Source organism: Aeromonas lusitana, assembly GCF_002812985.1.
Taxonomy (GTDB): domain Bacteria; phylum Pseudomonadota; class Gammaproteobacteria; order Enterobacterales; family Aeromonadaceae; genus Aeromonas; species Aeromonas lusitana.
The window spans coordinates 47,380-73,011 of record NZ_PGCP01000004.1 but is presented as its reverse complement, the minus strand read 5'-3'; the positions used below and the strand labels follow the sequence as shown (position 1 = coordinate 73,011).

At 61.4% G+C, this 25,632-nt stretch carries 25 protein-coding genes; 13 read left to right on the top strand and 12 right to left on the bottom strand.

The genetic code is table 11. From position 1 onward, the window contains the following. The first annotated feature begins 35 nt into the window (after positions 1–35). The 6 genes from CUC44_RS03520 (at position 36) to deoD (ending at position 6,254) form a co-directional block, all read left to right on the top strand. Complete coding sequence (locus CUC44_RS03520; protein WP_100858610.1) at positions 36–1,310, top strand: NupC/NupG family nucleoside CNT transporter; 1,275 nt, start codon at positions 36–38, stop codon at positions 1,308–1,310. A 123-nt stretch (positions 1,311–1,433) separates the two neighbouring features. Next, complete coding sequence (locus tag CUC44_RS03515) at positions 1,434–1,604, top strand: XapX domain-containing protein (protein WP_033129527.1); 171 nt, start codon at positions 1,434–1,436, stop codon at positions 1,602–1,604. 386 nt (positions 1,605–1,990) lie between these two features. Beyond that, positions 1,991–2,764, top strand: a complete 774-nt coding sequence (deoC, locus tag CUC44_RS03510; RefSeq protein WP_100858609.1) for a deoxyribose-phosphate aldolase — start codon at positions 1,991–1,993, stop codon at positions 2,762–2,764. A gap of 73 nt (positions 2,765–2,837) precedes the next feature. Next, positions 2,838–4,169 carry a thymidine phosphorylase gene (gene deoA, locus CUC44_RS03505; RefSeq protein ID WP_100858608.1) on the top strand — a complete coding sequence of 444 codons (1,332 nt, stop codon included), beginning with the start codon at positions 2,838–2,840 and terminating at the stop codon, positions 4,167–4,169. Positions 4,170–4,183: 14 nt separating this feature from the next. Further along, entirely contained in the window at positions 4,184–5,392 is a 1,209-nt protein-coding gene (locus CUC44_RS03500) for a phosphopentomutase (RefSeq protein WP_100858607.1), read from the top strand. Between the two features lie 148 nt (positions 5,393–5,540). Continuing rightward, positions 5,541–6,254: a purine-nucleoside phosphorylase gene (gene deoD / locus CUC44_RS03495; RefSeq protein WP_100858606.1), complete on the top strand. Its 714-nt coding sequence runs from the start codon at positions 5,541–5,543 to the stop codon at positions 6,252–6,254. A 222-nt stretch (positions 6,255–6,476) separates the two neighbouring features. Here the strand turns inward: deoD and CUC44_RS03490 are convergent, their stop codons facing one another. The 4 genes from CUC44_RS03490 to CUC44_RS03475 all read right to left on the bottom strand — a co-directional run bounded on the left by CUC44_RS03490 (position 6,477) and on the right by CUC44_RS03475 (position 12,337). Beyond that, the gene (locus CUC44_RS03490; protein WP_100858605.1) at positions 6,477–7,418 is read right to left on the bottom strand and encodes a DUF2950 domain-containing protein; all 942 of its coding nucleotides are present in this window, start codon (positions 7,416–7,418) and stop codon (positions 6,477–6,479) included. Then, positions 7,418–9,118 (bottom strand): DUF3300 domain-containing protein, encoded by a 1,701-nt coding sequence (locus tag CUC44_RS03485; protein WP_157812740.1) that lies wholly within the window; start codon positions 9,116–9,118, stop codon positions 7,418–7,420. The genes CUC44_RS03490 and CUC44_RS03485 overlap by 1 nt, the downstream gene beginning before the upstream one ends. Before the next feature lie 289 nt (positions 9,119–9,407). Beyond that, positions 9,408–11,663, bottom strand: a complete 2,256-nt coding sequence (locus CUC44_RS03480) for a sensor domain-containing diguanylate cyclase (protein ID WP_100858603.1) — start codon at positions 11,661–11,663, stop codon at positions 9,408–9,410. 65 nt (positions 11,664–11,728) lie between these two features. Beyond that, a complete protein-coding gene (locus CUC44_RS03475; protein ID WP_100858602.1) occupies positions 11,729–12,337 on the bottom strand; it encodes an AhpA/YtjB family protein in 609 nt (202 codons plus the stop codon). Between the two features lie 183 nt (positions 12,338–12,520). On the opposite strand from CUC44_RS03475, the gene serB reads away from it, so the two are divergent. Both serB and CUC44_RS03465 read left to right on the top strand, forming a co-directional pair. Continuing rightward, on the top strand, positions 12,521–13,531 hold the full coding sequence (serB, locus tag CUC44_RS03470) for a phosphoserine phosphatase SerB (RefSeq protein WP_100858601.1): 1,011 nt from the start codon (positions 12,521–12,523) through the stop codon (positions 13,529–13,531). A 28-nt stretch (positions 13,532–13,559) separates the two neighbouring features. Continuing rightward, positions 13,560–14,477 carry an alpha/beta fold hydrolase gene (locus tag CUC44_RS03465; RefSeq protein ID WP_100858600.1) on the top strand — a complete coding sequence of 306 codons (918 nt, stop codon included), beginning with the start codon at positions 13,560–13,562 and terminating at the stop codon, positions 14,475–14,477. A gap of 160 nt (positions 14,478–14,637) precedes the next feature. Here CUC44_RS03465 and CUC44_RS03460 read toward each other — a convergent pair whose 3' ends face one another. Further along, positions 14,638–17,013 (bottom strand): PilZ domain-containing protein, encoded by a 2,376-nt coding sequence (locus tag CUC44_RS03460; RefSeq protein ID WP_100858599.1) that lies wholly within the window; start codon positions 17,011–17,013, stop codon positions 14,638–14,640. Positions 17,014–17,113: 100 nt separating this feature from the next. Between CUC44_RS03460 and radA the strand changes: the two genes are divergently transcribed. Then, a complete protein-coding gene (radA, locus tag CUC44_RS03455) occupies positions 17,114–18,478 on the top strand; it encodes a DNA repair protein RadA (protein ID WP_100858598.1) in 1,365 nt (454 codons plus the stop codon). Positions 18,479–18,575: 97 nt separating this feature from the next. On the opposite strand, the gene CUC44_RS03450 is transcribed toward radA, so the two are convergent. Together CUC44_RS03450 and rsd are read right to left on the bottom strand one after the other, a co-directional pair. After that, positions 18,576–18,965: a PilZ domain-containing protein gene (locus tag CUC44_RS03450; protein WP_100858597.1), complete on the bottom strand. Its 390-nt coding sequence runs from the start codon at positions 18,963–18,965 to the stop codon at positions 18,576–18,578. Between the two features lie 102 nt (positions 18,966–19,067). Beyond that, on the bottom strand, positions 19,068–19,550 hold the full coding sequence (gene rsd / locus CUC44_RS03445) for a sigma D regulator (RefSeq protein WP_100858596.1): 483 nt from the start codon (positions 19,548–19,550) through the stop codon (positions 19,068–19,070). Between the two features lie 337 nt (positions 19,551–19,887). Here rsd and hupA point away from each other — a divergent pair, with 337 nt between their 5' ends. Continuing rightward, positions 19,888–20,160, top strand: coding sequence for a nucleoid-associated protein HU-alpha (hupA, locus tag CUC44_RS03440; protein ID WP_005305063.1), 273 nt, complete (start codon positions 19,888–19,890; stop codon positions 20,158–20,160). 113 nt (positions 20,161–20,273) lie between these two features. Continuing rightward, positions 20,274–20,699: a hypothetical protein gene (locus tag CUC44_RS03435; RefSeq protein WP_100858853.1), complete on the top strand. Its 426-nt coding sequence runs from the start codon at positions 20,274–20,276 to the stop codon at positions 20,697–20,699. 76 nt (positions 20,700–20,775) lie between these two features. On the opposite strand, the gene CUC44_RS03430 is transcribed toward CUC44_RS03435, so the two are convergent. The 5 genes from CUC44_RS03430 to CUC44_RS03410 all read right to left on the bottom strand — a co-directional run bounded on the left by CUC44_RS03430 (position 20,776) and on the right by CUC44_RS03410 (position 24,337). Then, entirely contained in the window at positions 20,776–20,925 is a 150-nt protein-coding gene (locus CUC44_RS03430; protein WP_100858595.1) for a hypothetical protein, read from the bottom strand. Positions 20,926–20,928: 3 nt separating this feature from the next. Continuing rightward, a complete protein-coding gene (dusA, locus tag CUC44_RS03425) occupies positions 20,929–21,981 on the bottom strand; it encodes a tRNA dihydrouridine(20/20a) synthase DusA (protein WP_100858594.1) in 1,053 nt (350 codons plus the stop codon). Positions 21,982–22,386: 405 nt separating this feature from the next. Continuing rightward, on the bottom strand, positions 22,387–23,301 hold the full coding sequence (locus CUC44_RS03420) for a LysR family transcriptional regulator (protein WP_100858593.1): 915 nt from the start codon (positions 23,299–23,301) through the stop codon (positions 22,387–22,389). 81 nt (positions 23,302–23,382) lie between these two features. Further along, positions 23,383–23,589: a tautomerase family protein gene (locus CUC44_RS03415; RefSeq protein ID WP_100858592.1), complete on the bottom strand. Its 207-nt coding sequence runs from the start codon at positions 23,587–23,589 to the stop codon at positions 23,383–23,385. 10 nt (positions 23,590–23,599) lie between these two features. Beyond that, positions 23,600–24,337, bottom strand: coding sequence for an SDR family NAD(P)-dependent oxidoreductase (locus tag CUC44_RS03410; protein WP_100858591.1), 738 nt, complete (start codon positions 24,335–24,337; stop codon positions 23,600–23,602). Between the two features lie 383 nt (positions 24,338–24,720). Between CUC44_RS03410 and zur the strand changes: the two genes are divergently transcribed. Continuing rightward, positions 24,721–25,179: a zinc uptake transcriptional repressor Zur gene (zur, locus tag CUC44_RS03405; RefSeq protein WP_100858590.1), complete on the top strand. Its 459-nt coding sequence runs from the start codon at positions 24,721–24,723 to the stop codon at positions 25,177–25,179. Further along, a complete protein-coding gene (locus tag CUC44_RS03400) occupies positions 25,169–25,630 on the top strand; it encodes a chemotaxis protein CheX (protein ID WP_100858589.1) in 462 nt (153 codons plus the stop codon). The genes zur and CUC44_RS03400 overlap by 11 nt, the downstream gene beginning before the upstream one ends. Positions 25,631–25,632: the final 2 nt, after the last annotated feature.

Sequence of the window (25,632 nt, the reverse complement as noted above, 5' to 3'; positions counted from 1 at the left end):
AGCTGGAAGGTGCTACTAAAGAGGAAGTGTTAATAATGAATCTGATAATGGGTCTGGTGGGGATGGCGACGCTCATCCTTATCGCGGTGCTGTTCTCCAGCAATCGTAAGGCAATCAAAATTCGTACCGTGGCTGGCGCATTTGCCATCCAAGCCGGTCTGGGTGCATTCGTGTTGTATGTACCTGTCGGTCGGGACATTCTGGTGGGTGTGTCCGATGCCGTCTCCAGCGTCATCGGTTATGGCCAAAATGGTATCGAATTCCTGTTCGGTGGTCTGGTCAGCAACAAGATGTTTGAAGTGTTCGGTGGCGGTGGTTTCATCTTCGCCTTCCGGGTACTGCCCGTCATCATCTTCTTCTCTTCCCTGATTGCGGTTCTCTATTACCTCGGCATCATGCAGTGGGTGATCAAGCTGCTGGGCGGTGGTCTGCAAAAGGTACTGGGTACCTCCCGTACCGAATCCCTGTCGGCGACTGCCAACATCTTCGTGGGTCAGACTGAAGCCCCGCTGGTGGTGCGTCCCTTCATCTCCAAGATGACCGACTCCGAGCTGTTTGCCGTCATGTGTGGTGGCCTGGCCTCCGTTGCCGGCTCCGTGCTGGCCGGTTACGCCTCCATGGGCGTCAAGATGGAATACCTGATCGCCGCCTCCTTCATGGCTGCCCCGGGTGGTCTGCTGTTCGCCAAGCTGCTGGTACCGGAAACCGAAACTCCCAGCTATGACGAAGACTCTGCCGATGGCGATCTGGACGACAAGCCGGCCAACGTGATCGATGCTGCCGCTGCAGGTGCCTCTGCCGGTCTGCAACTGGCCCTGAACGTGGGTGCCATGCTGCTGGCCTTCATCGGCTTGATTGCCATGATCAACGGTCTCTTCTCCGGTGTGGGTGGCTGGTTCGGTTATCCGCAACTCTCCCTGGAGCTGCTGCTGGGCTGGTTGTTCTCCCCGCTGGCCTTCCTGATCGGTGTACCCTGGAGCGAAGCCGTGGTGGCGGGTTCCTTCATCGGCCAGAAACTGGTGGTGAACGAGTTCGTGGCCTACCTGAACTTTGCCCCGTACCTGAAGGATGAAGTGCTGATCAACGGCGTGGCCATGTCTGACCACACCAAGGCCATCATCTCCTTCGCCCTGTGTGGCTTCGCCAACCTGTCCTCTGTTGCCATCCTGCTGGGTGGTCTGGGCTCCATGGCACCAAACCGTCGCGGCACCATCGCCAAGTTCGGTCTGAAAGCCGTACTGGCGGGCTCTCTGTCCAACCTGATGTCTGCCACCATCGCAGGCTTCTTCCTGGCATTGACCGCCATGTAATATTTGCCTGACACTCAGGTAAAGACGAACGCCACAGCGAAAAGCTGTGGCGTTCGCGTTTGGAGCGGTGACAACCGTTTTCCTTTCTAGACTAATAATAAAATGAGTCAAATCGGAGGTTTTATGAATGAAGTGCTACTGGCGATGGCAGCCGGCTTTATCGTTGGCTTGTTGTTTTCTTTCCTCAAATTGCCGATCCCGGCGCCCCCCGTGTTGTCCGGGGTTATGGGGATCGTCGGGGTGTATCTGGGGGGGATTGCCTACTCCTGGATCCTGACCCGTTTCTTCTCTTAAGCGCTTTCCAGACCCGGATTTGTCAGATGTGAGGTACCTCTGAAATTGGCAAATCCGGCTTGCAAACACGGGGTATCTCGGCTGAAATAGGCGATGCCAGCAGGGTGCTGGCATTGACTAATACCTGATTCAAGTCGGGTGTTGGCGGTCAAATGGAATTGATTGGGAAGTCGGGTCAGCGGTTGTCGGCCTTTCTCAAGTCTTCATGGAACCAAGTCCGCACTTTTGTAAGAAAGTGACAGGGCTCTTGCCTTATTTGCAGCCGTATTGCCTGTGCATTGCGCTGTAATTCCATATCCCCTTTATCCGGGGTCTTCTCTTGCCGATCCTGTTCGGCGAAGACGGAGCCTGGGTTGTGGGAAACATCGAGACTTTGGAGACATAGCATGACCGATCTGAAAGTGGCCGCCCAACGCGCCCTGAACCTGATGGACCTGACCACCCTGAACGATGACGACACCGATCAGAAGGTGATCGACCTGTGCCGCAAGGCCAAGTCCCCGGCCGGCCTCACCGCCGCCGTCTGCATCTATCCCCGTTTCATCCCCATCGCACGCAAGACCCTGCGCGAGATCGGCGCCGCCGACGTGCGCATCGCCACCGTGACCAACTTCCCCCACGGCAATGACGACATCGACATCGCCGTGGCCGAGACCCGCGCCGCCGTCGCCTACGGCGCCGACGAAGTGGACGTGGTCTTCCCGTACCGCGCCTTCATGGCTGGCAATGAACAGGTTGGCTTCAGCCTGGTCAAAGCTTGTAAGGAAGCCTGCGGCACTCAAGCCCTGCTGAAGGTGATCATCGAGACCGGTGAGCTGAAAGAAGAAGCGCTGATCCGTCGCGCCTCCGAGATCAGCATCGATGCCGGTGCCGACTTCATCAAGACCTCCACCGGCAAGGTGCCGGTCAATGCGACCCCGGAAGCGGCCCGCATCATGATGGAAGTGATCAAGGCCAAGAACCCGAAAGTGGGCTTCAAGCCTGCCGGTGGCGTGAAGGATGCGGCAGTGGCCGGTCAGTACCTGGCCATGGCCGAAGAGATCCTGGGCAAGGACTGGGTCTCCCCCCGTACCTTCCGCTTCGGCGCGTCCAGCCTGCTGGCCAGCCTGCTGGCGACCCTGGGCCACGGCGACAAGCCGGCCAATACCAGCGGTTACTAAGCGGTGGCAGGGGACGGCATGCCGTCCCCTATTTCGGTCTGTGTTCGTGCACGGCGCACGGAGGGAATGAAAGATGTTTTTGCCTCAAGAAATTATTCGCAAGAAGCGCAACGGTGAAGCGCTCAGTACCCAAGAGATTCAATTCTTCGTCCAGGGCATTACCAACAACACCATAGGCGAAGGCCAGATCGCGGCACTCGCCATGGCGGTCTACTTCAAAGACATGACCATGGATGAGCGGGTCGCCCTGACCTGTGCCATGCGCGACTCCGGCATGGTGCTGAACTGGGATCACCTGAACCTGGGCGGCCCCATCGTCGACAAGCACTCCACCGGTGGTGTGGGTGATGTGGTCTCCCTGATGCTCGGCCCCATGGTCGCCGCCTGCGGTGGCTTCGTACCCATGATCTCCGGCCGTGGTCTCGGCCACACCGGCGGTACCCTGGACAAGCTGGATGCCATCCCAGGCTACCAGACCTCGGTCGACAACGATCGTTTCCTGAAGGTGGTGAAAGAAGCGGGCGTGGCCATCATAGGCCAGACCGGCGATCTCGCCCCGGCCGACAAGCGCATCTACGCGGTGCGCGACATCACGGCCACCGTTGAATCCATTGCCATGATCACCGGCTCCATCCTCTCCAAGAAGCTGGCCTCCGGCCTGGAAGCCCTGGTGATGGACGTGAAAGTGGGATCGGGCGCCTTTATGCCGACCTTTGAAGCCTCCGAGGAGCTGGCCAAGAGTATCGTCGCCGTGGCCAACGGTGCCGGCTGCCGTACCTCGGCGCTGCTCACCGACATGAACCAGGTGCTGGCCTCCAGCGCCGGCAATGGGGTGGAAGTGCGCGAAGCGGTGCGCTACCTGACCGGTGAATACCGCAACCCGCGCATCCACGAAGTGACCATGGCCCTGTGTGCCGAGATGCTGATCTCCGCCCATCTGGCCAGCGATGAGCGCGATGCGCGCGCCAAGCTGCAGGCCGTGCTGGACAACGGCAAGGCCGCCGAGATCTTCGGTCGCATGGTCACTGGCCTCGGTGGTCCGAGCGATTTCATGGAGCGCTACGATCATCATCTGCCGAAGGCGGCTATCGTGCGCCCCGTGTTCGCGCCCAAGAGCGGTTTCGTGACCGCCATGGATACCCGTGAACTGGGTCTGGCGGTGGTCGCCATGGGTGGCGGTCGCCGCGCCGCCGGTGACAAACTCGATTATGCGGTCGGTCTGACCGACTTTATCCGCCTGGGTCAGAGCGTCGATGCTGACAAGCCGCTCGCGTTGATCCACGCTCAAACCGAAGAGCAATTCACTCAGGCTGCCGGCATGGTGCAGGCGGCTGTCAGGATCGGCGACACCCAGCCCCAGGCCCTGCCTGAGGTTTACCGTCGTATCGGTCTGGCTGATTTGTAACAAGGGGAAGTCCCATGAAACGTACCTTTATTCTGATGATGGACTCTTTCGGTATTGGCGCTGCCGCCGATGCCGAGAAGTTCGGAGATGTGGGCGCCAACACCCTTGGCCATATCGCCAAGGCCTGTGCCGCTGGTGAGATCGAAGGCCGTGGCGCCCTCCATTTGCCAAACCTGAACAAGCTGGGTCTGGGTCATGCAGGGGAGCAGGCCTCCGGCTACTTCCCGGCGGGTCTGAACAAAGACATCGAGGTCATCGGTGCCTACGGTTTCGCCCAGGAGCTCTCCTCCGGCAAGGACACCCCGTCCGGCCACTGGGAGATCGCCGGCGTGCCCGTGTTGTTCGAGTGGGGTTACTTCCACGATCACCACAACAGCTTCCCGCAGGAGCTACTGGACGCCATCGTCGAGAAGGCGGGCCTGTCAGGCTATCTGGGCAACTGCCACGCCTCCGGTACCCAGGTGCTGGATGACCTTGGCGAAGAGCACATGCGTACCGGCAAGCCTATCCTCTACACCTCTGCCGACTCCGTGTTCCAGATCGCCTGTCACGAAGAGACCTACGGTCTCGAGAAGCTCTATGAGCTGTGCCATATCGTGCGCGAGCTGCTGGAGCCCTACAACATCGGTCGCGTCATTGCCCGTCCGTTCGTGGGCACTGGCAAGGGTAACTTCAAGCGTACCGGCAACCGTCACGACTACTCCGTGCTGCCGCCGGCACCGACCGTGCTGGATTACATGAAGGATGCGGGTGGCCAGGTGGTCTCCATCGGCAAGATCGCCGACATCTATGCCCAGCAAGGCATCACCAAGCAGGTGAAGGGCACAGGCCTGACCGAGCTGTGGGATCGCACTCTGGAAGAGGTGAAAGCCGCCGGTGACAACACCATCGTCTTCACCAACTTCGTGGACTTCGACTCCTCCTACGGCCACCGCCGTGACGTGAAGGGCTACGCCGACGCACTGGAGTACTTCGACTCCCGCCTGCCCGAGCTGTTCGAGCTGCTGGAAGATGGCGATGTGGTGGTGTTGACTGCCGACCACGGCTGCGATCCGACCTGGAGCGGCACGGATCATACCCGTGAGTACATCCCTGTGCTGTTCTACGGCAAGCCGGTCAAGGCAGGCTCCGTCGGTCGTCGCGAGACCTTCGCCGACATCGGCCAGAGCATAGCCGCCTACCACGGCTTGCCGAAGCTGCAATACGGCACCAGCTTCCTGTAATGCCGTACCGGGCAGTGCGGCGCCCCATGCACCGCCTGCCCAGGTTGCACAGCAGGGCCCGGGTCCTGTAAGTTACCCGCCCGCCGCCACGCGGTGGGCACCCCAATAAAGACAATAAAACTCAACCTAGTGTGAAGGAATTAAGAGAATGGCAACTCCTCATATCAATGCGAAAGATGGCGCCTTTGCTGATACCGTACTGATGCCGGGTGACCCCCTGCGTGCCAAGTACATCGCAGAGACCTTCCTGGAAAACGTGGAGCAGGTGTGCGACGTGCGCAGCATGCTCGGCTTCACCGGTACCTACAAGGGCCGTCGCATCTCCGTCATGGGTCACGGCATGGGCATCCCGTCCTGCTCCATCTACGCCAAGGAACTGATCACCGACTATGGTGTGAAGACCCTGATCCGCGTTGGCTCCTGTGGCGCCGTGCGTGAAGACGTGAAACTGCGTGATGTGGTGATCGGCATGGGTGCCTGTACCGATTCCAAGGTCAACCGTCTGCGCTTCAAGGATCACGACTTCGCCGCCATCGCCGATTTCGATCTGGTTGCCAATGCTGTGCAAGCCGCCAAGAACAAGGGCGTTGCCGTGCGCGTGGGTAACATCTTCTCCGCCGACCTGTTCTACACCCCGGATCCCTCCATGTTCGACGTCATGGAAAAATACGGCATCCTGGGTGTCGAGATGGAAGCCGCCGGTATCTACGGCGTGGCCGCCGAGTACGGTGCCAAGGCGCTGACCATCTGCACCGTTTCCGATCACATCCGTACCGGTGAGCAGACCACCTCCGAAGAGCGTCAGCTGACCTTCAACGACATGATCGAAGTTGCGCTGGACTCCGTGCTGCTGGGCGATTGATCCCTGGCTTCGGCTCCACGCAAAGCGGCGACCTTAGGGTCGCCGTTTTTTTTATGCCTCATTTGGGAGGGAAGCCCGGAGGGCTGGTTGTGCGGTCTGTACTTTCTGGTGATCTACAAGGCTAAGATCATGAAGCGAAAGAACATTCTGACTCCGCCGCTCTCGGCCCAGGCTATTTGCCAAGATCCGATGGGAGATAAAAAGGCCTAATCCCCCTCTTTGCTAATCACTCTCGTTGCTAACTACTAGCGACCAGCTCTTATCGGGATCGAACAGCTGGATCGCCTCAACGGCTGTTGCCGTGTCGGTCCCTAGATCCTTTTGATAAACCCGCCCTTCGTGACTCACCATGAAGGTCATCACCCCACTGGCGGCATAATCGGCCGGCCAGGCGATCAGGGCAACACCGTCTCTTAATTGCCCTTCGACAAAGTACTCTTTCTTCCCCCCATCGGCAGCGGCTCCCTGGGCATACAAGATGCGGTAGTAGTAGCCATGATAGGGTGTGCGTTGACCGACCACGGCCTTGTAGCCCTCTGCCGCGGCACTGACGACCTCCTCCCCGGCCGGGCTTGCTGGTTCACCCTTGGCCACGGGCCAATAGAGTCCATTTTGTTGCCCTGCATCACTGCGCAGTTTTGCCGCAAAGAGTCCCGCTGTTTGGCCATCATGCCCCACGGCGGCGTACTCTAGCTGTGCGTCGATGAAGCCACGGCACACCGCGATCGCCCCCAACTCATTTCGGCCGATGCGGCGATAGACGATCTCTTTGGCACCAGCGGCGCCATCGAGATACCAGTTGCCATCTGCGGCCACGAGAGGGATTGGCAGTGGCCAATCAGACTCCCCCACGACCAGTATCATTTTATCCTTACCTTCGGCTACTAGCTGGTGCTTGCTCTTGAAGCTCGCGACGAAGGCGGCGCGATCATTGGCATCGGCCACCTCATCCCCCGAGCTGATGGCCTCCCCACTCTTTTCGCCGAGCAACTGCGTCAGTGCGCTGACATCGTTCTTCTCCAGGGCAGTTATCAGGGCCTGCACTGCCTCATCCGGGGTGGCGAAGGTGCGCGGTGCCATGGCGCTTGCATCGCTGGCGCAGACCAGGGCCAGCAGGGCCAAACCCCATGAGGGAGCCCAACTCCATTTCAACAAACGCTTCATTATCGCGTACTCCGTCTGGGTTGAGTGTTGCGCCCGGCATGCGCGCTCCTGGCCACACTTTCGCGCCCACGTTGGCTGGCGGCGCGCTCGGTTCTGCCCGTATTATGTACCCCCTGGAAGGCACTCCTTGAGGTTGAGGCCGAAGCCGCAGGTGCTCTGCGTGTTGCAGTCTGTGCCATGTTCTTGTTGTGAGTGGCTCGTGGTTGGACATAGCCGCGATCACGGGTTCCAGCGGTTTGTGGCGTGATCTGCTGCCGCTTGACCCTGTCTCCGGCGTAGTTGCCCTGGCGCGGCGTGCGTTGGGCTACATTTGCCTCCCTGTTCGCCTGTCTAGCGTCGCGCGTCGCCTTGGCACTTTCACTGTTGAGTTGGCGGTTGGCTCCCGCATAGGTTCCCTTCGGCGCGGTGACGCGGGCCTCCCTGTTTACCTCATTGACAGCGCGCGGTGCGCCAGCGTATTCGCTTTTAGGCTGGCGATTGATCCCTGCATAACTCCCTTTCGGTGTGACACCTCGCTGGACCGCCCCTGCCTCGTTATTTCGCGAGCCTTGTCCCAGGGTAGCCAGCTCAGGGCGGTTGGGGCGCGCCGCCGTGATGGGGCTGTTGGCTTGGCGCAGGTAGTTATTGGGGCCGCGTTCAAACTTGTTGAAGTAATCGTTCCCCTTGGCGTTGATATAAATATTGTTGTTAGAGCCCCGCTGATAGTTGACTGGACGGTTGTACCCGCTGGCGGGACGGAATCCATTGCCATAGTTGGGGTTATAACGATAGGGAGCGTAGCCGCTGGGATAACCTGCTCCCCAGTGAGGGTAATAATAATCGTCATCATCATCATCGTCGTTGAAGACCTCGTTGACCAACATGCCCGCACCAAAGGCGAGCAAGCCCGTCACGACCATATCACCACGGTCGTATTCGTCATCGCTGTCGTGATCGTCATGTTCCACCACTGTCGTGGTCGTTGTCGCAGGCACGGTCGTTGTCGTGGTTGCTGTGGTCACCGGAGCTGAGGCCGGCCCGGCAGCGGGCGGGTTATAGACGGCGCTTGGGTCGTATTGCGGGACATAAACGACGTCAGGGTTGGCAGGTGCAATGGTGACGATCTGCTGATTGTTCTGCTCATCCTTGGCCACTTTCATCTGCTCCGAGTCTTTCAGGTTGCCTACCTCCATCGCCTGTTGGCGCAGGCGCTGAACGGCTGCCAGCACGCCCGGCTCATCGGCCAGGAAGGCACTGCCCAGTTCCGTCGTCCAATCCATCTTCAAGCACATCATGTCCATGACGGTCGGGAAGTGCATCAGCGACATGGTCGGCGGCGTAAAGCCCAGGGGCGCAATGGCGGCAGTCAGCTCTTTCCCCTTGAGATTGGGGTGGGCGACCAGCCAGTTGCCGGCATCGAGCACTTCTTGCGGATTGGTGGCGCTGGCCAACACCTGAGACAATACCGCATCCGGGTAAAGCGCCACGGGCGCAAGCAGGGTTTCGAGCGCCTCCGGGGTATATTTCGATGCTGGTGCCTTATCGGGCTGCTCTTGCGGTGCGACCGCAGGGCTGGCAGCGCTGGTTGTGCTGGCAGCAGAAGCCACGCTGGGCTGAACATTTTGCGTGACGGCAGGCGGCTCCTCTTTGCAGGCAGCCAATACCGTGCTGAGGGCGATCACGGCCGCCAACACGCTACGGCGAAATAGGGGTTGCTTCATGAACTTGCTTCCTTCTGCTGGAGTGGCTGTTGCACCTCTTGCCCGATGATGTCCACAAATGCTGTATCTCATCGCATTCAATGCGGGTGTGTCATATCGAAAACATAAACCACGAATCGAGATCACACCCAAAACCGGCTGGAAAGGCGTGAAAAATGCGTTTGTTTCTGCCTCAAGCCAAGTCTGAATAACTCAAGGTGTAGGGCACACTGGCGGCCAAGCTCGGAATCAAAAAACAGGGAGGCATGATGCCTCCCTGTTTTTTGATGTGGGTCAGCCGGTACCACCGCTATGGGGGGCCGAAGTCGAGGGAAAAGCGTCCCTTGCCCGCCTGTTTGGCCCGGTACATGGCGGTATCGGCCCGGTGGAGCAGATCGTCGATGTGACAGAACTGTCCCGAAGGGCAGATCGCGCCTCCTATGCTGCCGGCGAGGGGCAGCGAGTGACCGGCCACGTCGGTGGAGATTGCCATGGCTGCCAATAGCCGCTCGCACAGGGCTGGCAGCTCCTGCTCCGGTTGGTGAAGGGCCGGCAATATGATGGTGAATTCGTCGCCGGCGAGGCGTGCCACCATGTCACCCGGGCGCACCTCGGCACTCAACACGCTGGCGAAGCGCTGCAGCAGGGCATCGCCGACGTGGTGGCCCAGTCGGTCATTGATCCCCTTGAATCCGTCGAGATCGAGAAACAGCAGACCCAGTGGCTCGCCATTCCGATGGACTCGCTCCAGCTCACGGGAGAGGCGCAGGGTGAAGGCGCGCCGGTTGGGCAGGGCGGTGAGCGGATCGTGAGCCGCCTCGTGCTCCAGCTGGCTTTGCAGCGCCCTGTACTCGGTGATGTCATCGCCGAGAATATAGACGCCGGGCTCGTCACCCCGGCTCGGGATCATGGTGATCCTGAGGTCACGGGTGCCAATGGGCAGATTGAGCCTGTGTTCGTAGCTCACCTGCTCGCCGGCCAGGGCCCGCGCCACCTGCGCCATGGCCATGTCGTGGGCCTCCTCGCCTATCACCTCTCGTATGCTCATCTCCCGCATGGCGTTAGCATCCAGCCCGAAGTAGTGGCAATAGGCCTGGTTGGCAAACAGGTAACGCCCCTCGGGGGAGATCATGCTGATGGTCACCGGCAGACCGTCGGTGATGGCCCGCAACCTGGCCCGGCCGCGCTCGATCTCGGCCAGCACCCGACGGCGGGGCGTGATGTCGTGCAAGAACAGGGCGAGTCGTACCTTGTCGTCGAACTGGTATCGCTCGGCTACTACCTCGACCGGGATCCGCTGGCCGCTGCGAGTCCCCAGATCGCACTCCAGACGGTGTGGCGGGGTTTGCGGGGCCTCCAGCAGGGAAAACAAGGGGTGTCCTGCCTCAAGCAGGCGGAACAGGGGTTGCCCCAATATCTCTTCTGGATGCCAGCCGAGCAAGGTGGTGGAGGCGGGATTCCAGCCGGTGATGACGAGGGATTCGTCGAGTTCCAGGAAGGCATTGCTGGTGTGTTCCAGCATGTGTTGCAGGCGGCGTTGCTCCTGCCACAGGCGTTGCTGCACGGCGCCACGCTCCTGCATCTCGACATGCAACTGCTCCACCGTATTCGACAGCTCGCGGGTGCGCTCACGCACCTGCTGCTCGAGGCCCAGTTGCAGGCGCAGCAGCTCGGCCTCGGCCTGTTTGCGCTCGGTGAGATCGGCGAACACGGCGATCATGTGGGGGGCCCTGGTGTGGCTCTGGCACAGGGTCACGCTGAGCTGCACCCAGCACAGGCTGCCGTCGGCCCGGATCATCCGCTTCTCCAGCCGGTAGTCTTGGCACTCCCCCGCGAGCAAGGCGTTGAACAGGGTCTGTTCCCGCGGCAGATCCTCCGGGTGGGTCATGGCGTGCCAGGTACGGCTCAGCATCTCCTCCTCACTGTACCCGAGCAGCCGCTCCAGTCCTGGGTTGGTGCGCAGCCACTGGCCCTCGAGAGAGGAAAGCGCCATGCCCACCGACGCCTGGTTGAAGGTGAGGGTGAAGAGGTGCTCCTTGTCCTCCAGCACCTGGTTCAGGCTGCGCACCTGATGGCGTCGCTCCAGATCGTGCAGGGTGTTTTCCACCAGACGGCCGAAGTCGTCGAGATCGCGGCACGCCTCCTCGTCGAGGCTGCGTGCCCCATGGTCCACCAGACAGAGGGTGCCGAGCACCACTCCATCGAGGGCGCGCAGGGGGCGACCGGCATAGAAGACGACCTGGGGAGCCCCTGTCACCAGCGGGTTGTCGGCGAAGCGGGGATCGAGGCGGGCATCTGGCACCTGCATGATGTCGGGTTGCAGGATGGCGTGGCCGCAGAAGGATTGCTCCCGGCTGATCTCGCACAGGCCAATGCCGGTGCGGGCGAGAAACCACTGCCGGTTCACGTCGGTCAGGGAGACCATGGCGATGGGCAGCGAGAAATGGCGGGTGATGAGCCGGGTGAGGCGATCCAGCTGGTCGATGGGCTCGCGGTCGAGCAGGCCGAGGACACGCAGTCGTTCCAGTCGACTGTGCTCGTCCAACGGCAAGGGGGGGGCAATCATGTGGCTCTCCTGCCAGTCATCCTGTCAGAGTTATATACAAGCTGGCGGAGGCGATCTACCCCCCTTTATTGGGGGGCGGCAGGTTTGCTCTGTTTCTTGTGCTTGCGCACCCGCATGTAGTTGCGGCGCACGCCGTAGGAGATGAGCAGGCCGGCCAGGAGCATCACCAGCAGCATCAGTCGCTGCTTCTCCTGGCTGACCTTGAGATGGGTATCCTGCTTGGCCAGCAGTTTCTGCTCCTCCAGGGTGATCCTCAGGTAACCCAGGGTCAGGTTGCCATCGTGGATCTCCTGCACGAACTGGATGCGGCCCTTGCCCTGCTCCGGCAGGGACTTGTTGTCGGCGCCGATGGGCAGCAGACTCTCCAGGGGCACGGCCTGATCCGACTGGGCGAGGGGGATGCCGTGGGCGTCATAGAGGGTGACATCGAGGATCTCGGGCTCGGCGGCGAGATCCTGAGCCAGTCGCTCCAGCTCGCTCTCCTTGTCCTCCTTGATCCAGCGGCGCATGTCACGGGCGGCATAGGCGACCAGGGCCTGGGCCCGATCGCGCGCCTCGCTGTGCAGCGCGGTCTGGCTCTCTCCCTGCATGTGAATAAGCAGAACCAGTACCCAGAGACCGAGCAGGATCCCGGCCGCCAGACTGATGACGCGTTTGATGGGGAGATGACGCAAAACGGATGGCCTCCTGGGGTGAATGCTGGCGCCGCTTGCCTGTCAGAAACAATGGATGACCGAGGGCGTGGCGCGGTGAACGATACGTGGCAGGCGGGATCTTGGCGCTTGCCTGTACAAAAAGCAATACGCTACTCTGGGCCAGCATGATGAACCCATGATCCCAAGGAAGGCGTCTCCCCTATGTTGTTGTCCCAGCTCCCCCCCTCAGTGCCCGACTGGTCTGCCGCCCTGTGCGGTGCGCCCTGCTGGCAGCTCGTCCCCGAGGCCTTGTTGCCCGCAGCCGACCCCCACGATGGGGCCTGGCTCGTCCTGTTTGGCAAGGGGCTCGGCGCCCATCATCTGGGACGACTGGCGACCCTGCTGGCGAGTCAGGGCATGGAGGCAAGCCTCTATCCCGCGGCAGAGCATGCCGGTATCCCTGTGCTGCTGCTTGGCACCAGCCGCTTCTCTCTAGAGCTGGTACAGCAGCTCAAGGAGCAGGTGTGGGACATAGATTTATGTCATCTGCCCGCCTTGCCGACCCTGAGCGAGCCCGGTCTGCTGGTGATGGACATGGACTCCACCGCCATCCAGATCGAGTGCATCGACGAGATTGCCCGCCTGGCCGGGGTGGGGGATCAGGTGGCCGCCGTGACGGCGGCGGCTATGCAGGGCAAGCTGGAGTTTGCCGACAGCCTGCGCAGCCGGGTCGCCTTGCTGGAAGGGGCGCCGGTGACCATTCTCGACGAGGTGGCGGCCAAGATGCCCTGGATGCCGGGGCTGCAACTCATGGTCGATGCCCTCAAGCAGTCAGGCTGGAAGGTGGCGATCGCCTCCGGTGGCTTCACCCGTTTCGCCGGTGAGCTGCAGCGGGCGCTGGGGTTGGACGCCATCTTCGCCAACGAGCTGGCGACCGAGGGGACCCTGCTCACAGGGCAGGTGAGTGGCCGTATCGTGGATGCCGCCGTCAAGGCCGAGGTGTTGCAGCAACTGGCGACACAATTCGGCATCCGGGTTGATCAGACGGTGGCGGTCGGCGATGGGGCCAACGATCTCAAGATGATGGCGGTGGCCGGACTCGGCATCGCCATCCACGCCAAACCGCTGGTGCGGGCCCAGGCGGCGGCCACCCTCAATCACCACGATCTGGAAGGGGTGCTCTGCCTGCTGGGGGCGCTCACCTGCCGCGAACGGCGCTGGAATAACCACTGAAGAGGGTCAAGGAGGACCTGAAAACGCGATGGAACTGTTACAACAATCCCTGTTTATCCCCTGCGGCGAGCATCAGCTGCACGTTCGTCATATCAAGCCCAGGGTCGCCGTGCATGGTGACCCCATACTGATGGTCCATGGGGCCATCGAGAATGGCCGCATCTTCTACACCGAATCCGGCAAGGGGCTGGCCTGTTATCTGGCACGCCACGGCTATCAGGTCTATGTGGCCGACCTGCGCGGGCGGGGCCTCAGCACCCCCGCCATCGCCGAGCGGGCCGGCCATGGCCAGCACGAACTCATCACCGAAGACGTGCCCGCGCTGCAACACTGGATCGCGGCCCGCCACCTGGGGGCCAGGGTGCACTGGATGGCGCACTCCTGGGGCGGGGTCATCATGGCTTCGACCCTGGCTCGCTTCCCGGCGCTGGCCGATGGAATAGCCAGCCTGGTGTTCTTTGGCACCAAGCGCGGGGTCTCGGTGCAGAACCCGGAGCGCTGGCTGAAGGTGGATCTTATCTGGAATCGACTGGCCCCCTGGCTGGCCCGCAACAGCGGCTTCCTGGCGGCGCGCAAGTTGAAGATGGGAGCCGATGACGAGCCCCTGCGCTACCTGCAGGAGACCATCCCCTGGGTGAAGTGCGGCCCCTGGCAGGATCCCCACGACGGCTTCGCCTATGGGGAGGCGGCGAGCCGAGTGGCCTGGCCCCCGCTCTGGATGATCTCCGCCAAGGCCGACAAGGTGCTGGGTCACCCCATAGACGTGCGCCGCTTCAGCACAGAGATGGGCTCGGCTACCCGCCATACCCGCCTTGGCCTGGACAACGGCAACCGGCTCGATTACGACCACATCAACATGCTGACCGCCCCCCAGGCCCAGGAGGATCACTTCCCCCAGATCCTGGCCTGGTTGCAGGATCCCCAGGCGAGAGGGTGTCGGGCCTGATATCTCGCGTCATCCACTCCTTGGTTGATCAACCCACAGGGGTTATGAGGCAGGGCTAGAACAACAAGGGCAACCCATCGGGGCGCCCTTGTTGTTTGTCTCTTCTGTTTATTCGTATCACTGGTACTGGATGGCGATCTGCCGAGTTTGGATGTGGAACTCAACCTACGGGCGGTGTGATGCCGAGCCGGAACAGGGTCGCCTGGGTGGTATCGGTCAGCTCGCCCACTCCCACCACGCTCCACAGCTCCTCCTCCAGCTTCTTGGCCTTGTGGATGGCAAACTTGGCGATGTAGTCCAGCTCGTTGGCGATGAAGCTGGTGTCCGGCCGGCCGGTGCGGGAGATGCCGACCAGTACCGAGTAGAACTCGCCCTGCTGCAGGGCCAGCTCGACGAAGCGCTGCTTGTCCTCGAGGGTCGCAAAACTGCTGGCTAACCGGCTCCTGAACAGGGGGGAACCACTGCGCGAATGCAGATTGGCGATATAAACCTCTGCCTGCTTCGGCTTGTCCTCCCGCTCTATGGTGCGCAGGGGGTCGAGCAGCAGGGTCCTGAGCAGGCCGCCCTGGAACAGGGGGTAGAGGTTGGCCTGATCCTCCTGCTCGGCGCAGGCCTTCAGCAGTGGGGAGAGGCTGCGTGGCCGGGGGGCAATCCCCAGGGCCGCCGGTTTCGAGCCGGCCTTGAGTTTGTTGACGTACACAGGGGTGTCGAAGATGTGGTGGGTGAAGATGTTGCGCAGCGCCCGCGCCATGCCACGGTAGCGCCTGTGTTCCCGGGTGGCCTTGAGTTTGTTCTGGTTGCTCTCGATCAGCAGGCTGAAGAACTGGTGACCTGTGTGGCGGGCCGGTTCTCCCTCGATGCACAGGTGCAGCACGGTACGGCTTAGATTGAGGCTGACCAGCCGGTAGGGCAGGCGCTGCAGATCCATGCTCTTGGACAGCTCCTGCAGCCGTGGCAAGGCGACCTGGATGATCTCCCCCTTCTCCCCTTCGAATGGCTCTTCCAGCTCGATCTGCATGCCATGGGCCGAGATATCCCGGGTCCAGCCGAGCCAGGCTCTCTCCTTGTGGCGGATGACGATGGCCGTCTTGTGGACGTAGCGGGCCTCCTTGCGCAGTTGCACATAGTGCAGCGTCTCTATCTCGAACAGGGGAGCGCTGATGTCGTGGCCAAAGCGCTGCAACTCGTTGGCATTGTGGGGCTGGCTGGCATCGTAGCGAAACTCGTCGCGCTGACTGTCGAGCCCGATCTCCTGCAGCAAGCCGACATAACCTATCTGTTGCAGCCGTTCACGCAGCAGCATGTCCTGCAATTGATGAGATTCACCGCCAGGATGACTGTCTAGATCCGCCTCGTGCAGTGCACAGCTCTCCAGACTGAACTTGTATACCCGCCAGCTGGGTCGGCGCGCGCCGACCTGGAAGAAGAGGGCGGTCAGGCCGCTTTGCAGCAGCTCTTCCCGAGTGGCGGAGAAGAAGTAGAGGTGACTGCGTACCGAGTGGGTGAAGCTGTAGATCAGGGTCTCGCTCATGCCCCCCCTGGCGGGCATCAGGCTGCTCATCCGCGCCTCGCTGAACAGGCTGGCGAGCATGTCGCGGTTCTTGGCATCACGCCAGTACTCGAGCAGGTGTTGGTTGTTCTCGGTGCGCAGGGCGATCTCGAGGGGAGGCGCACTGCCTTTGCCGAAGAACAACGGCATGCCGGTCATGCGCGGCAGGTAGAACTGTTCATAGCCCTTGATGATGGCCGCCGACAGCAGGTAATCGACGCTGACCCGGTAGCGGCTGCGGTTGTGCTCGATGAACTCGCGCAGAAAGTGATCGAAGGCAGGATGCTCGCCGCTTTTGACCAGCCGTAACCAGAATTTTCCCTCCTTCTGCTCCTCCCCCAGGATCTGATAGTCGATGGGCTGGCGCAGTATGGGGTTGGCGTGTTCGCGCTCCAGGCCGGTGAAGAGGACGTCGACCTGATCGCCGGTCTGGTAGTCGGGCAGATAGGGCACCGAGACCCGGATCCCGCCGAGGGAGAGATCCGAGCTCTTGGCGAACAGCTTCTCGCCATTGCCGAGCTTGATCACCATGGGGGAGCTGAAATGCATCCGCTCTTCCTGCCGGCCGTAGTGGCTGGCGAAGGGAATTGCGCTCACATCGAACGGGCGAAACGGGCTGGCGGGCAGGGAGAGGCTCTCCACTCGGCCCTGATTGAGCTTGTACCAGGCCTGCAGCGCCTCATAGACCCCCAGCGTATAGCTGTCGCGGTAGAGGTAGCACTGGGATTGGAACAGCTCGATTGCCTCGGCGGGCATGAAGTGGGTTACCCCCTCCGACTCGTGTACCAGGCAGACCTCGCCGAGTTCGTTGCGCATGTCGATCACCCGCCGGCAGGGGGTGCATTTGCGCTTGATCTCCATCTTGAGCAAGAAACGGCTGTTGGTATTCTCGTTCTGGGTCAGGCGGTTGAAGATCTCGTCGAAATCCTTTTCTCGGAGCAGGGGGACAAGCTGTTCTATCAGGTGTAGTGGTTGTTCTGAATCCATGTATTCCTGCCGCGGAAAGTCACTTTTCCGATTCTGGGTTTGATCTGTCGGTCGCAAACAAGTATATCAAGCAGGAATTCATCCTGTCCCCGAGTTATCCATGGCCAAAAACAAAACCGCCTATGTTTGTACCGAATGTGGCGCCGACTTCACCCGCTGGCAAGGTCAATGCGGCGAGTGCAAGGAGTGGAACACCATCACAGAGGTTCGGCTGGGAGTCACCACCCCTGGCAAGAGTGCCCGCTACACCGGCTATGCCGGCGCCGTCGGCAGCCAGGTACAGACCCTGGCGGAGGTCGCCACCACCGAGATCCCCCGTTTCGGTTCGGGTTTCAAGGAGCTGGATCGGGTGCTCGGCGGCGGCGTGGTGCCGGGCTCGGCCATCCTGATTGGCGGCAACCCGGGGGCGGGCAAGTCGACCCTGCTGCTGCAGACCATGTGCGGCCTAGCCGAGCGGATGAAGACCCTGTACGTGACCGGGGAAGAGTCCCTGCAGCAGGTGGCGATGCGGGCCAGCCGGCTGGGGCTGCCCACCGACAAGCTGCGTATGTTGTCCGAGACCAGCGTCGAGCAGATCTGCATCATTGCCCAGCAGGAGCAGCCGCAGATCATGGTCATCGACTCCATCCAGGTGATGCACGTGGCGGATGTGCAGTCATCCCCCGGCTCCGTCTCCCAGGTGCGCGAGTCCGCGGCTCTGCTCACCCGCTACGCCAAGCAGAACCATGTCGCCATCTTCATGGTGGGTCACGTCACCAAGGACGGCACCCTGGCCGGCCCCAAGGTGCTGGAGCACTGCGTCGACTGCTCCGTGCTGCTCGATGGGGCCCATGATTCGCGTTTTCGCACCCTGCGCTCCCACAAGAACCGCTTCGGGGCGGTCAACGAGCTCGGCGTGTTCGCCATGACGGGGCAGGGCATGAAGGAGGTGAGCAATCCCTCCGCCATCTTCCTGAGCCGGGGGGAGGAGCAGGCGGCCGGCTCCATCGTCGTGGTGATCTGGGAAGGCACAAGGCCACTGCTGGTGGAGTTGCAGGCGCTGGTGGATTACTCCCAGGTCTCCAACCCGCGGCGGGTGGCGGTGGGCATGGATCACAACCGTCTCGCCATGCTGCTGGCCGTGCTGCATCGTCACGGTGGCCTACAGATGGCGGATCAGGATGTGTTCATCAACGTGGTGGGCGGGGTCAAGGTCGAGGAGACCAGCGCGGATCTGGCGCTCTTGCTGGCCATGGTCTCCAGCTTCCGGGATCAGGCGTTGCCCAAGGATCTGGTGGTGTTCGGTGAGGTGGGGCTGTCCGGGGAAATTCGCCCCGTACCGTCCGGCCAGGAGCGCTTGCAGGAGGCGGCCAAGCACGGCTTCCGCCGCGCCATAGTCCCTCACGCCAATGCGCCCAAGCATCCCATCGAGGGGATGGAAGTGGTGCCGGTGAAGAAGCTGTCCGATGCGCTGGAAGCGCTATAAATGGAGCTCCGGGCCGCGAAACGAACCGCTGCAGACCTGGATAACAAGTAGCAAAAAGGAGCGCATTGGCGCTCCTTTTTCGTTGTCGTAATCCGGCTTAAGGCTGGGCGGGAGGCGTGTGCTCCCTGTGTTCCTGCAGCAGTTGCTCCAGCTCGCGGTACAGCAGCTGCTCTTCCCCCAAATTCAACTCGATCATGCGCTTGAGGTGGCTGGCGCTGTCGATGTCGATGTGATGGCAATAGAAGCCGAGCTTCTTGCTGGCCTCGTGAGTCAGCTCCACCTGCATCTTAATTTCGATGTCACTGCCGCCGAGCACGAACACTATCTCATATTCCCGGTTGTCGCTGGCGGACCAGTCATCGGGTCTGAGCAACAGGGCGCCCTGCAGGGAGACATCGACCAGCTGGGTGCGCCATTGCTGCGGCCCCTGTACCAGCTTGGCGGCGGTCAAATAGAAGATCCGCGTAAAGTGGCGGCGCTCGGGCATGCTCATCTCCTGTCTGCGACGAGACGCAGTGCTAAAAAGTCATGCCCCAGAGTGTAATGTACCTTGTTCATCAGGATCTTGAACTGGCTCCGGTATTGGGCATCAGACCCGCTGATGGCTGAGGGATTCGACCACCTGCAGCGCCTTGACCAGCCGATCCTCCTGCTTGAACCTGTCTTCCAGCACGGGGCCGAGCTGGTTGAGATCCTCGTCAAGCAGCAGCAATTGGGCCTCGTCGGCATTGCTGTACTTGTCGTTGAACTCCAGGGCAAATTCGGTGCAGGCGCGGATATGGGGGTAGATGCGTTTGGCCAGCTCCAGCTTGTCGCCGCTGGCCTGCTCGAAGGCGGTAACCACGTGGTTGTAGATCTCGAAATGACCGGCGCTGACGTAATCGACCAGCTGCTCGCAGAAGCGTTGCAGCTCGACGTGACCGGGGAGGGAGCGTTGCTTGGATCTGGCGGGCATGAGCCCGGCCAGTCGCATGTACTCGACCAATAGTGCCTGTCTGGCGTCCAGCCAGTCGTCAATTGCCCTGTGCTTGCCTGCCAATGCGCGCTTGGTTTTTTCCAGTTCAGTTAACATAGTCCCTCCGTGGGCCTGGCATGAAGCACATGGCTGCAGCCTCAGGTCATTCTCATCGACTGACGACACTCCCTATAACTAGGGAAAATCCTGTTGACCGTCAATAGGAGTGTGGGGATATTGTTACATCAGATGAGGGTTTGCGTACAAGTCCTCATCGGTTGTTCGCCACCGTGTCGTCAGCTAGGACGAGATTGGGCGAGATATGTGACTATTTTCGCAGATCTTGATGAAAACCCCAGCATTCAAGCCAATCCGGCTGATAAAGCCTTTGCCTGAGTGTTTTTTTTTGAATAGAGTGGCCCGGTGCTAAATGCCCGATCATAAAGGAAATGTTATGAACAAAGCTCAACTTGTCGATGCAATTGCCGCCAAAGCAGACCTGAGCAAAGCTCAGGCCAAAGTTGCTCTGGAAGAGATCATCAATGGTATTACCCAGAGCCTGAAAGAGGGCGATGCCGTTCAGTTGGTGGGTTTTGGTACCTTCAAGGTCAACCATCGTGCGGGCCGTACCGGTCGCAACCCGCAAACTGGTAAAGAGATCCAGATTGCAGCCGCCAATGTGCCGTCCTTTGTGGCAGGCAAGGCGCTGAAAGACGCCGTCAAGTAATCGCGTAAAGTTATCGAATGAAACCCGGCATCTGCCGGGTTTTTTCTTGCCATGGTCGCTAAAATTTGTTTCAGATACACTCAGGATATGGCATGCGCTGTAGTGAGGTGGATATGGAACAGAAGAATGCCATTCGGCAGGTTGCCGTGCCCTGGGCACCGTCCCGCCAACTCCCCCCCGGCCTGGTCGTGGCCGAACTGCATCAGGATATCTGGAGTGACACCCTGACCGTGGTGCTGGGTCGTGCGCGCAGCATAGACTTGCCGCCGCAGCCCCTGTGCCGGGTTCGTTTTCGCCATATCTTCGCCGTGCGGGTGATGGAGGATTGCGATCTGGCGGAGGGGCGGGACAGCCACACCATCGAAGAGCAGATCCAGCTGATCATCCCCTCCCGTTTCGCCAGCTGGTTCCATCAGGAATCCGATGGCCTGCATCTGGACGAGGATCTGCAGCACTATCGCATCTCGACCTGGGATTACTGCGCCGATGTGCTGACCTCCTTGCCTCCCGAGCTGCAGTTTGTGGAGCTGAGCGAATAGCCGGGGCTGCCCCCATATGAAAAAGCCGGAGCATCAGTGCTCCGGCTTTTTTTGTGCCTGTCGGCGGGCTATGGCCTCAGCCCAGCAGTTGATCCTTGTGCAGGCCGAGTACCACCAGCAACCCCAGCAGGTAGAAGGCGCTGAGCTTGATGCCAAGGATGGCGAGCATGCCGGCGCACAGACGCACCAGGGCCTTGTGCAGCCAGGAACCGGTGAAGCGATACATGGCTTATTCCACCGCCTCAATCTGGGGGAACTCGGGCACCTTGGCCATGGCGTCCAGCACCACCTGGATGCCGGCGCCCTGCTTGCAGGCGTTCTCGCTCAGGTGACGGCGCCAGGCGCGGGCTCCCTGCATGTTCTGGAACAGGCCCAGCATGTGGCGGGTCATGTGGGAGAGGTAGTTGCCCTTGGCCAGCTCCTGCTCCATGTAGGGCAGCATCATGCGCACCACCTCGTGGCGGCTTGGCACTGCGTTGTTCTGCCCGAACAGCAGGTTATCCACCTGGGCCAGCAGGTAGGGGTTCTGATAGGCCTCGCGGCCCATCATGACGCCATCCAGGTGCTGCAGGTGTTCCAGGGTCTGCTCCAGGCTGGTGACGCCGCCGTTGAGGGCTATGGTCAGATTGGCATAGTCCTGTTTGACCTTGTAGACGCGCGGGTAGTCCAGCGGCGGGATCTCGCGGTTTTCCCGCGGGCTCAGGCCGCTCAGCCAGGCCTTGCGGGCGTGGACGATGAAGGTGTCGCAACCGGCGTCACGCACCTGCTCGATGAAGGCTTGCAGGAATTCGTAGGAGTCCTGATCGTCGATGCCGATCCGGGTCTTCACGGTCACCGGAATATCCACCACGTCGCGCATCGCCTTGACGCAGTCGGCGACCAGGGCGGGTTCCCCCATCAGGCAGGCACCGAAGCGGCCGTTCTGCACCCGATCAGACGGGCAGCCCACGTTCAGGTTGATCTCGTCATAGCCGCGCTCTGCGGCCAGCTTGGCGCAGCGCGCCAGATCAGCCGGGTTGCTGCCACCCAGCTGCAAGGAGATCGGGTGCTCCTGCTCGCTGTAACCCAGATAGTCGCCTTTGCCGTGGATAATGGCGCCAGTGGTCACCATCTCGGTATAAAGCAGCGTCTGACTGGTCATCAACCGATGAAAATAGCGGCAATGCCGATCGGTCCAGTCCAGCATGGGGGCGATGGAAAAACACTGGGCGCTCGGAGTACCAGTCCCTTGCGGGGTGAGCCGGGCGTCGTCTTGTGTGTCGGAGATCTGTGCTTGAGCCATGCTTAACCGTTTTCAACCTGTTTCAAACTAGCGATGATAGCGCCAGCCCTCGGCTGACCGAGGCGGCTGGGCTGCACCCAGAGGTGCGCAATATGAGGGCGTGGCCATCGCGACGGCTGTGTCGCTACCTGCCTGCAAAGCGCGACAGTTTAGCCTGAATCGCCCCTTTTTGGCAGGAAAACCGGCGAACCGGTAGCGGAAGAACCCGATCCAGTCCGGCCTGGGTCTGTCTTGCCGGGCGCCCGGAATAGGGAGCCAGGGAAGGGGGCCGAGATCGGCGCCGGTCTGGCCGGTGGCCCGGTCACCCCATCGGCCCGATATCATCACTGCAGGATTATCGGGCCATTTTGTCGTCGCGGCTCGGTCCGACTCATGACCCCGACGCTGAGTGGCCGCGCTCCGGGCTCAGGGCTGGCGCAGCTGCTCCAGCAGGAAGTCCACGAAGACCCGCACGCAAGGGGGCATGAAGCTGGCCTGGGGATAGATGAGGTAGAAGGGGCGGGTGGCGCCGTTGCAGGATGGCAGCACCTCGCTCAGCTCGCCGCGCTGCAGGGCCTCCGCCACCACGAAGCGATACATCTGGTAGATGCCGGCGCCCCCCTTGGCCAGGGAGAGGCCGCCGAGATAATCCTCTGAGCAGAGGGCGCCGCCGCCGACGGCCAGCTCCTGCTGGGTTCCGTCGATCTTGAGCAGCCAGGGGGCGAGGCGGCCGCTGCCCGGCAGGATGAAACCGAGGCACTGGTGGTCGGCGAGCCCCTGCCAGCTCTTGATGGGGGGATGGCGGGCGAGGTAGCTAGGCGAGGCCACCATCACCAGTTCGGCATCTTCAAGCTTGCGGGCGATCAGGGTCGAGTCCGCCAGCTCGCTGCCACGAATGGCCAGATCGTAGTCATCGCGGGCGACGTTGACGCTGTGGGTGCTGATGTGAAATTCCAGCTCGACCAGGGGGTAGCGTTGTTGGAACAAGGCAATGCGGGGGAACAGCCGCCAATGGGCATAAGGGGCGGGCAGGCTGATGCGCACCTTGCCAGCGGGGATCTGCTGGGCCCCCATGGCCTGCTGATCGGCCTCGTGCAGCAGCGCAAGGGCAGCGCGGCACTGGGCGGCATACTGGCGCCCGGCGTCGGTCAGGCGCACCTGGCGGGTGGTGCGGATAAACAGGGGGATGCCGAGCCGCTCCTCCAGCCGCATCATGGCCCGGCTCACCGCCGCCGGCGAGATGCCGGCCTCTTGGGCGGCGACCGTAAAGCTCTGGTGCTCGGCGGCGAGGCAGAACAGCTCTATGCTGCCCAGCATGATGTCGCTCAAGTTATGTTGCATACGGCGTCGACTCTCCTGTGATAACGCGCCCCATTCTATCAGGGGCGCCGGTCCTGTCCCTCCAAACCAATCCTTTCGGCCCTATTTTCCCTGTCGGCGGCGCAGGGCGGAGACGGTCTCGCCGCCCACCCCCCAGTTGTCGGTCGCGACCTCGTCGATGACCACGAAGGTGGTGGCCGGTGGCTTGTTCAGCACCCGCTCGAGCAGACTGGTCACCCCCTGGATCAGCGCCTGCTTCTGCTGTGCTGTCACCTGCTCGTCGGTGATTTTGATGTTGACGTAGGGCATGGTGTTCTCCTTACCACTTGCCGGTGGTGGAGCCGCCATCCACCACCATGATGCTGCCGGTGACGAAGCTGCTATCGGTCAGATACATGACCGCCTTGACTATGTCTTGCACCTCTCCCACGCGATGGGTCGGCGCCATCGACTTCAGGGCCTCCAGCACGGTTGGATCCTGGCCGTGCATCGGGGTGGCTATGATGCCGGGGGCGATGGCATTGACCATGATGTTGGACTCCGCGAGTTCCAGCGCCAGCCCGCGCACGGCCTGGTTCAGTCCCCCCTTGGCCATGATGGGCAGCAGGGCGGGGACGTTTATATTGGGCTGCATGGCGAGCGCCGCCGTGATGGCGATGATCTGCCCGCCGCCATGAGCCCGCATGTGGGCGGCCGCGGCCTGGGAGGGATAGATGAATCCCTTGAGGTTGGTACCCAGCATGGTCTCGATATCGGCCTCGTCGTACTCGGCGATGGGCTTGGAGATGAAGACCCCCGCATTGTTCACCAGCACGTCCACCCGACCGAAGTGCTGCTGCCCCTGAACGAACAGGGCGGCGGCCGTCTCGGGTCTGGCGATGTCGCCGGCCACCAGCAGCAAGTTCTCCGGTGCGCCGAGGCGCTCGGCGGCCTCTGCCAGATCCTCATGGGTGCGGGCATTGGCCACCACGTTATAGCCCCGTGCCAGATAGGCCTTTGCAATGGCAAAGCCGATACCGCTCGAGGCGCCAGTCACGATCACAGTCTTGGTATTCATCTTAACTATCCTTCCAGTGATTATTACATTGAGTGCAGGATAATCCGGTCTGGATACGGGTTGGATGGGGTCGGCGTTGCATCTTTTATTACTTGAGGGAACAAATAGGGCACGGCGCCCATCATGGCAGAGGAGAACCGAGCAGGGAGTGCGCCTGTTGAGAGGCGAGGTGACATTCCCGTTTCTACCCATGCCGACAACGGGGTGAGCCGGGGGAGTGCGGGGCGGGTGATGGGGTCAGATGCGGGCGTGATGGCGCAATGATAGCGTCCAATGCCGGCTTGTTTCCGACTCTGTGAGGCAGGCCTGGAAAATGAATTTTGTCGCCGCCTGGGCAAGGCCCTGTGATAGTATCCGGCTAATTGACTGGGTATCGCGTGATCATGAATCAAGACCAACTCTTACTACGAGCGGAGCGCCTGTGTGAACAACGCGGGATCCGCTTCACCCCGACCCGGCGCCAGGTGTTCCGGCTGCTTGCCGCCCATGGCAATGCCATCAGCGCCTACGATCTGCTCGCCCAGTTGCAGCAGACCGAGGCCCATGCCAAGCCGCCGACCGTCTATCGGGCCCTCGACTTCCTGCTGGAGCAGGGCTTCGCCCACAAGGTGGAGTCCCTCAACGCCTTCATCTTCTGCTGCCACTTCGACCATGCCCACCCGATGCAACTGCTGATCTGCGATCGCTGCGGGGACGTGGTGGAGCTGCACGACAACGCCATCGACGGCGCCTTTTCCGAGCAGGCTCACCAGCATGGCTTTACTATTACCAACAAGACCATAGAGGCCCACGGCCAATGTGCTCGCTGTTCCGATACCGTAGGAAGTCATGATGAAGGCTGATTTTGTAAATCCGTTCCTGCTCTCCCTGCTCAATGTGCTGTCGACCATGGCGCAGCTGGAGCTCAAGCCCGGCGCCCCCAAGCGCAAGACGGACGAGCTGGCGCGCGGGGACGTGTCCGGCCTCATCGGCATGGTGGGCCCGCAGACCCGTGGCTCCCTCTCCATCAGCTTCGAGAAGGGGCTGGCGCTGGAGATCATGCGCCGCATGCTGGGGGAGGCGCCGACCACCCTCAACGAGGAAGTGACCGACATGGTGGGGGAGATCACCAACATGGTGACGGGCGGTGCCAAGCTCATGCTGGGGGAGAAGGGCTATGAGTTCGACATGGCGACCCCCATCATAGTCTCGGGCCCGAACCACACCATCACCCACAGGGCCGATGGCGCCAAGATCATGATGCCGTTCGATTCCGACTACGGCCGCGCCACCATCGAAATCTGCTTCGAGTAACT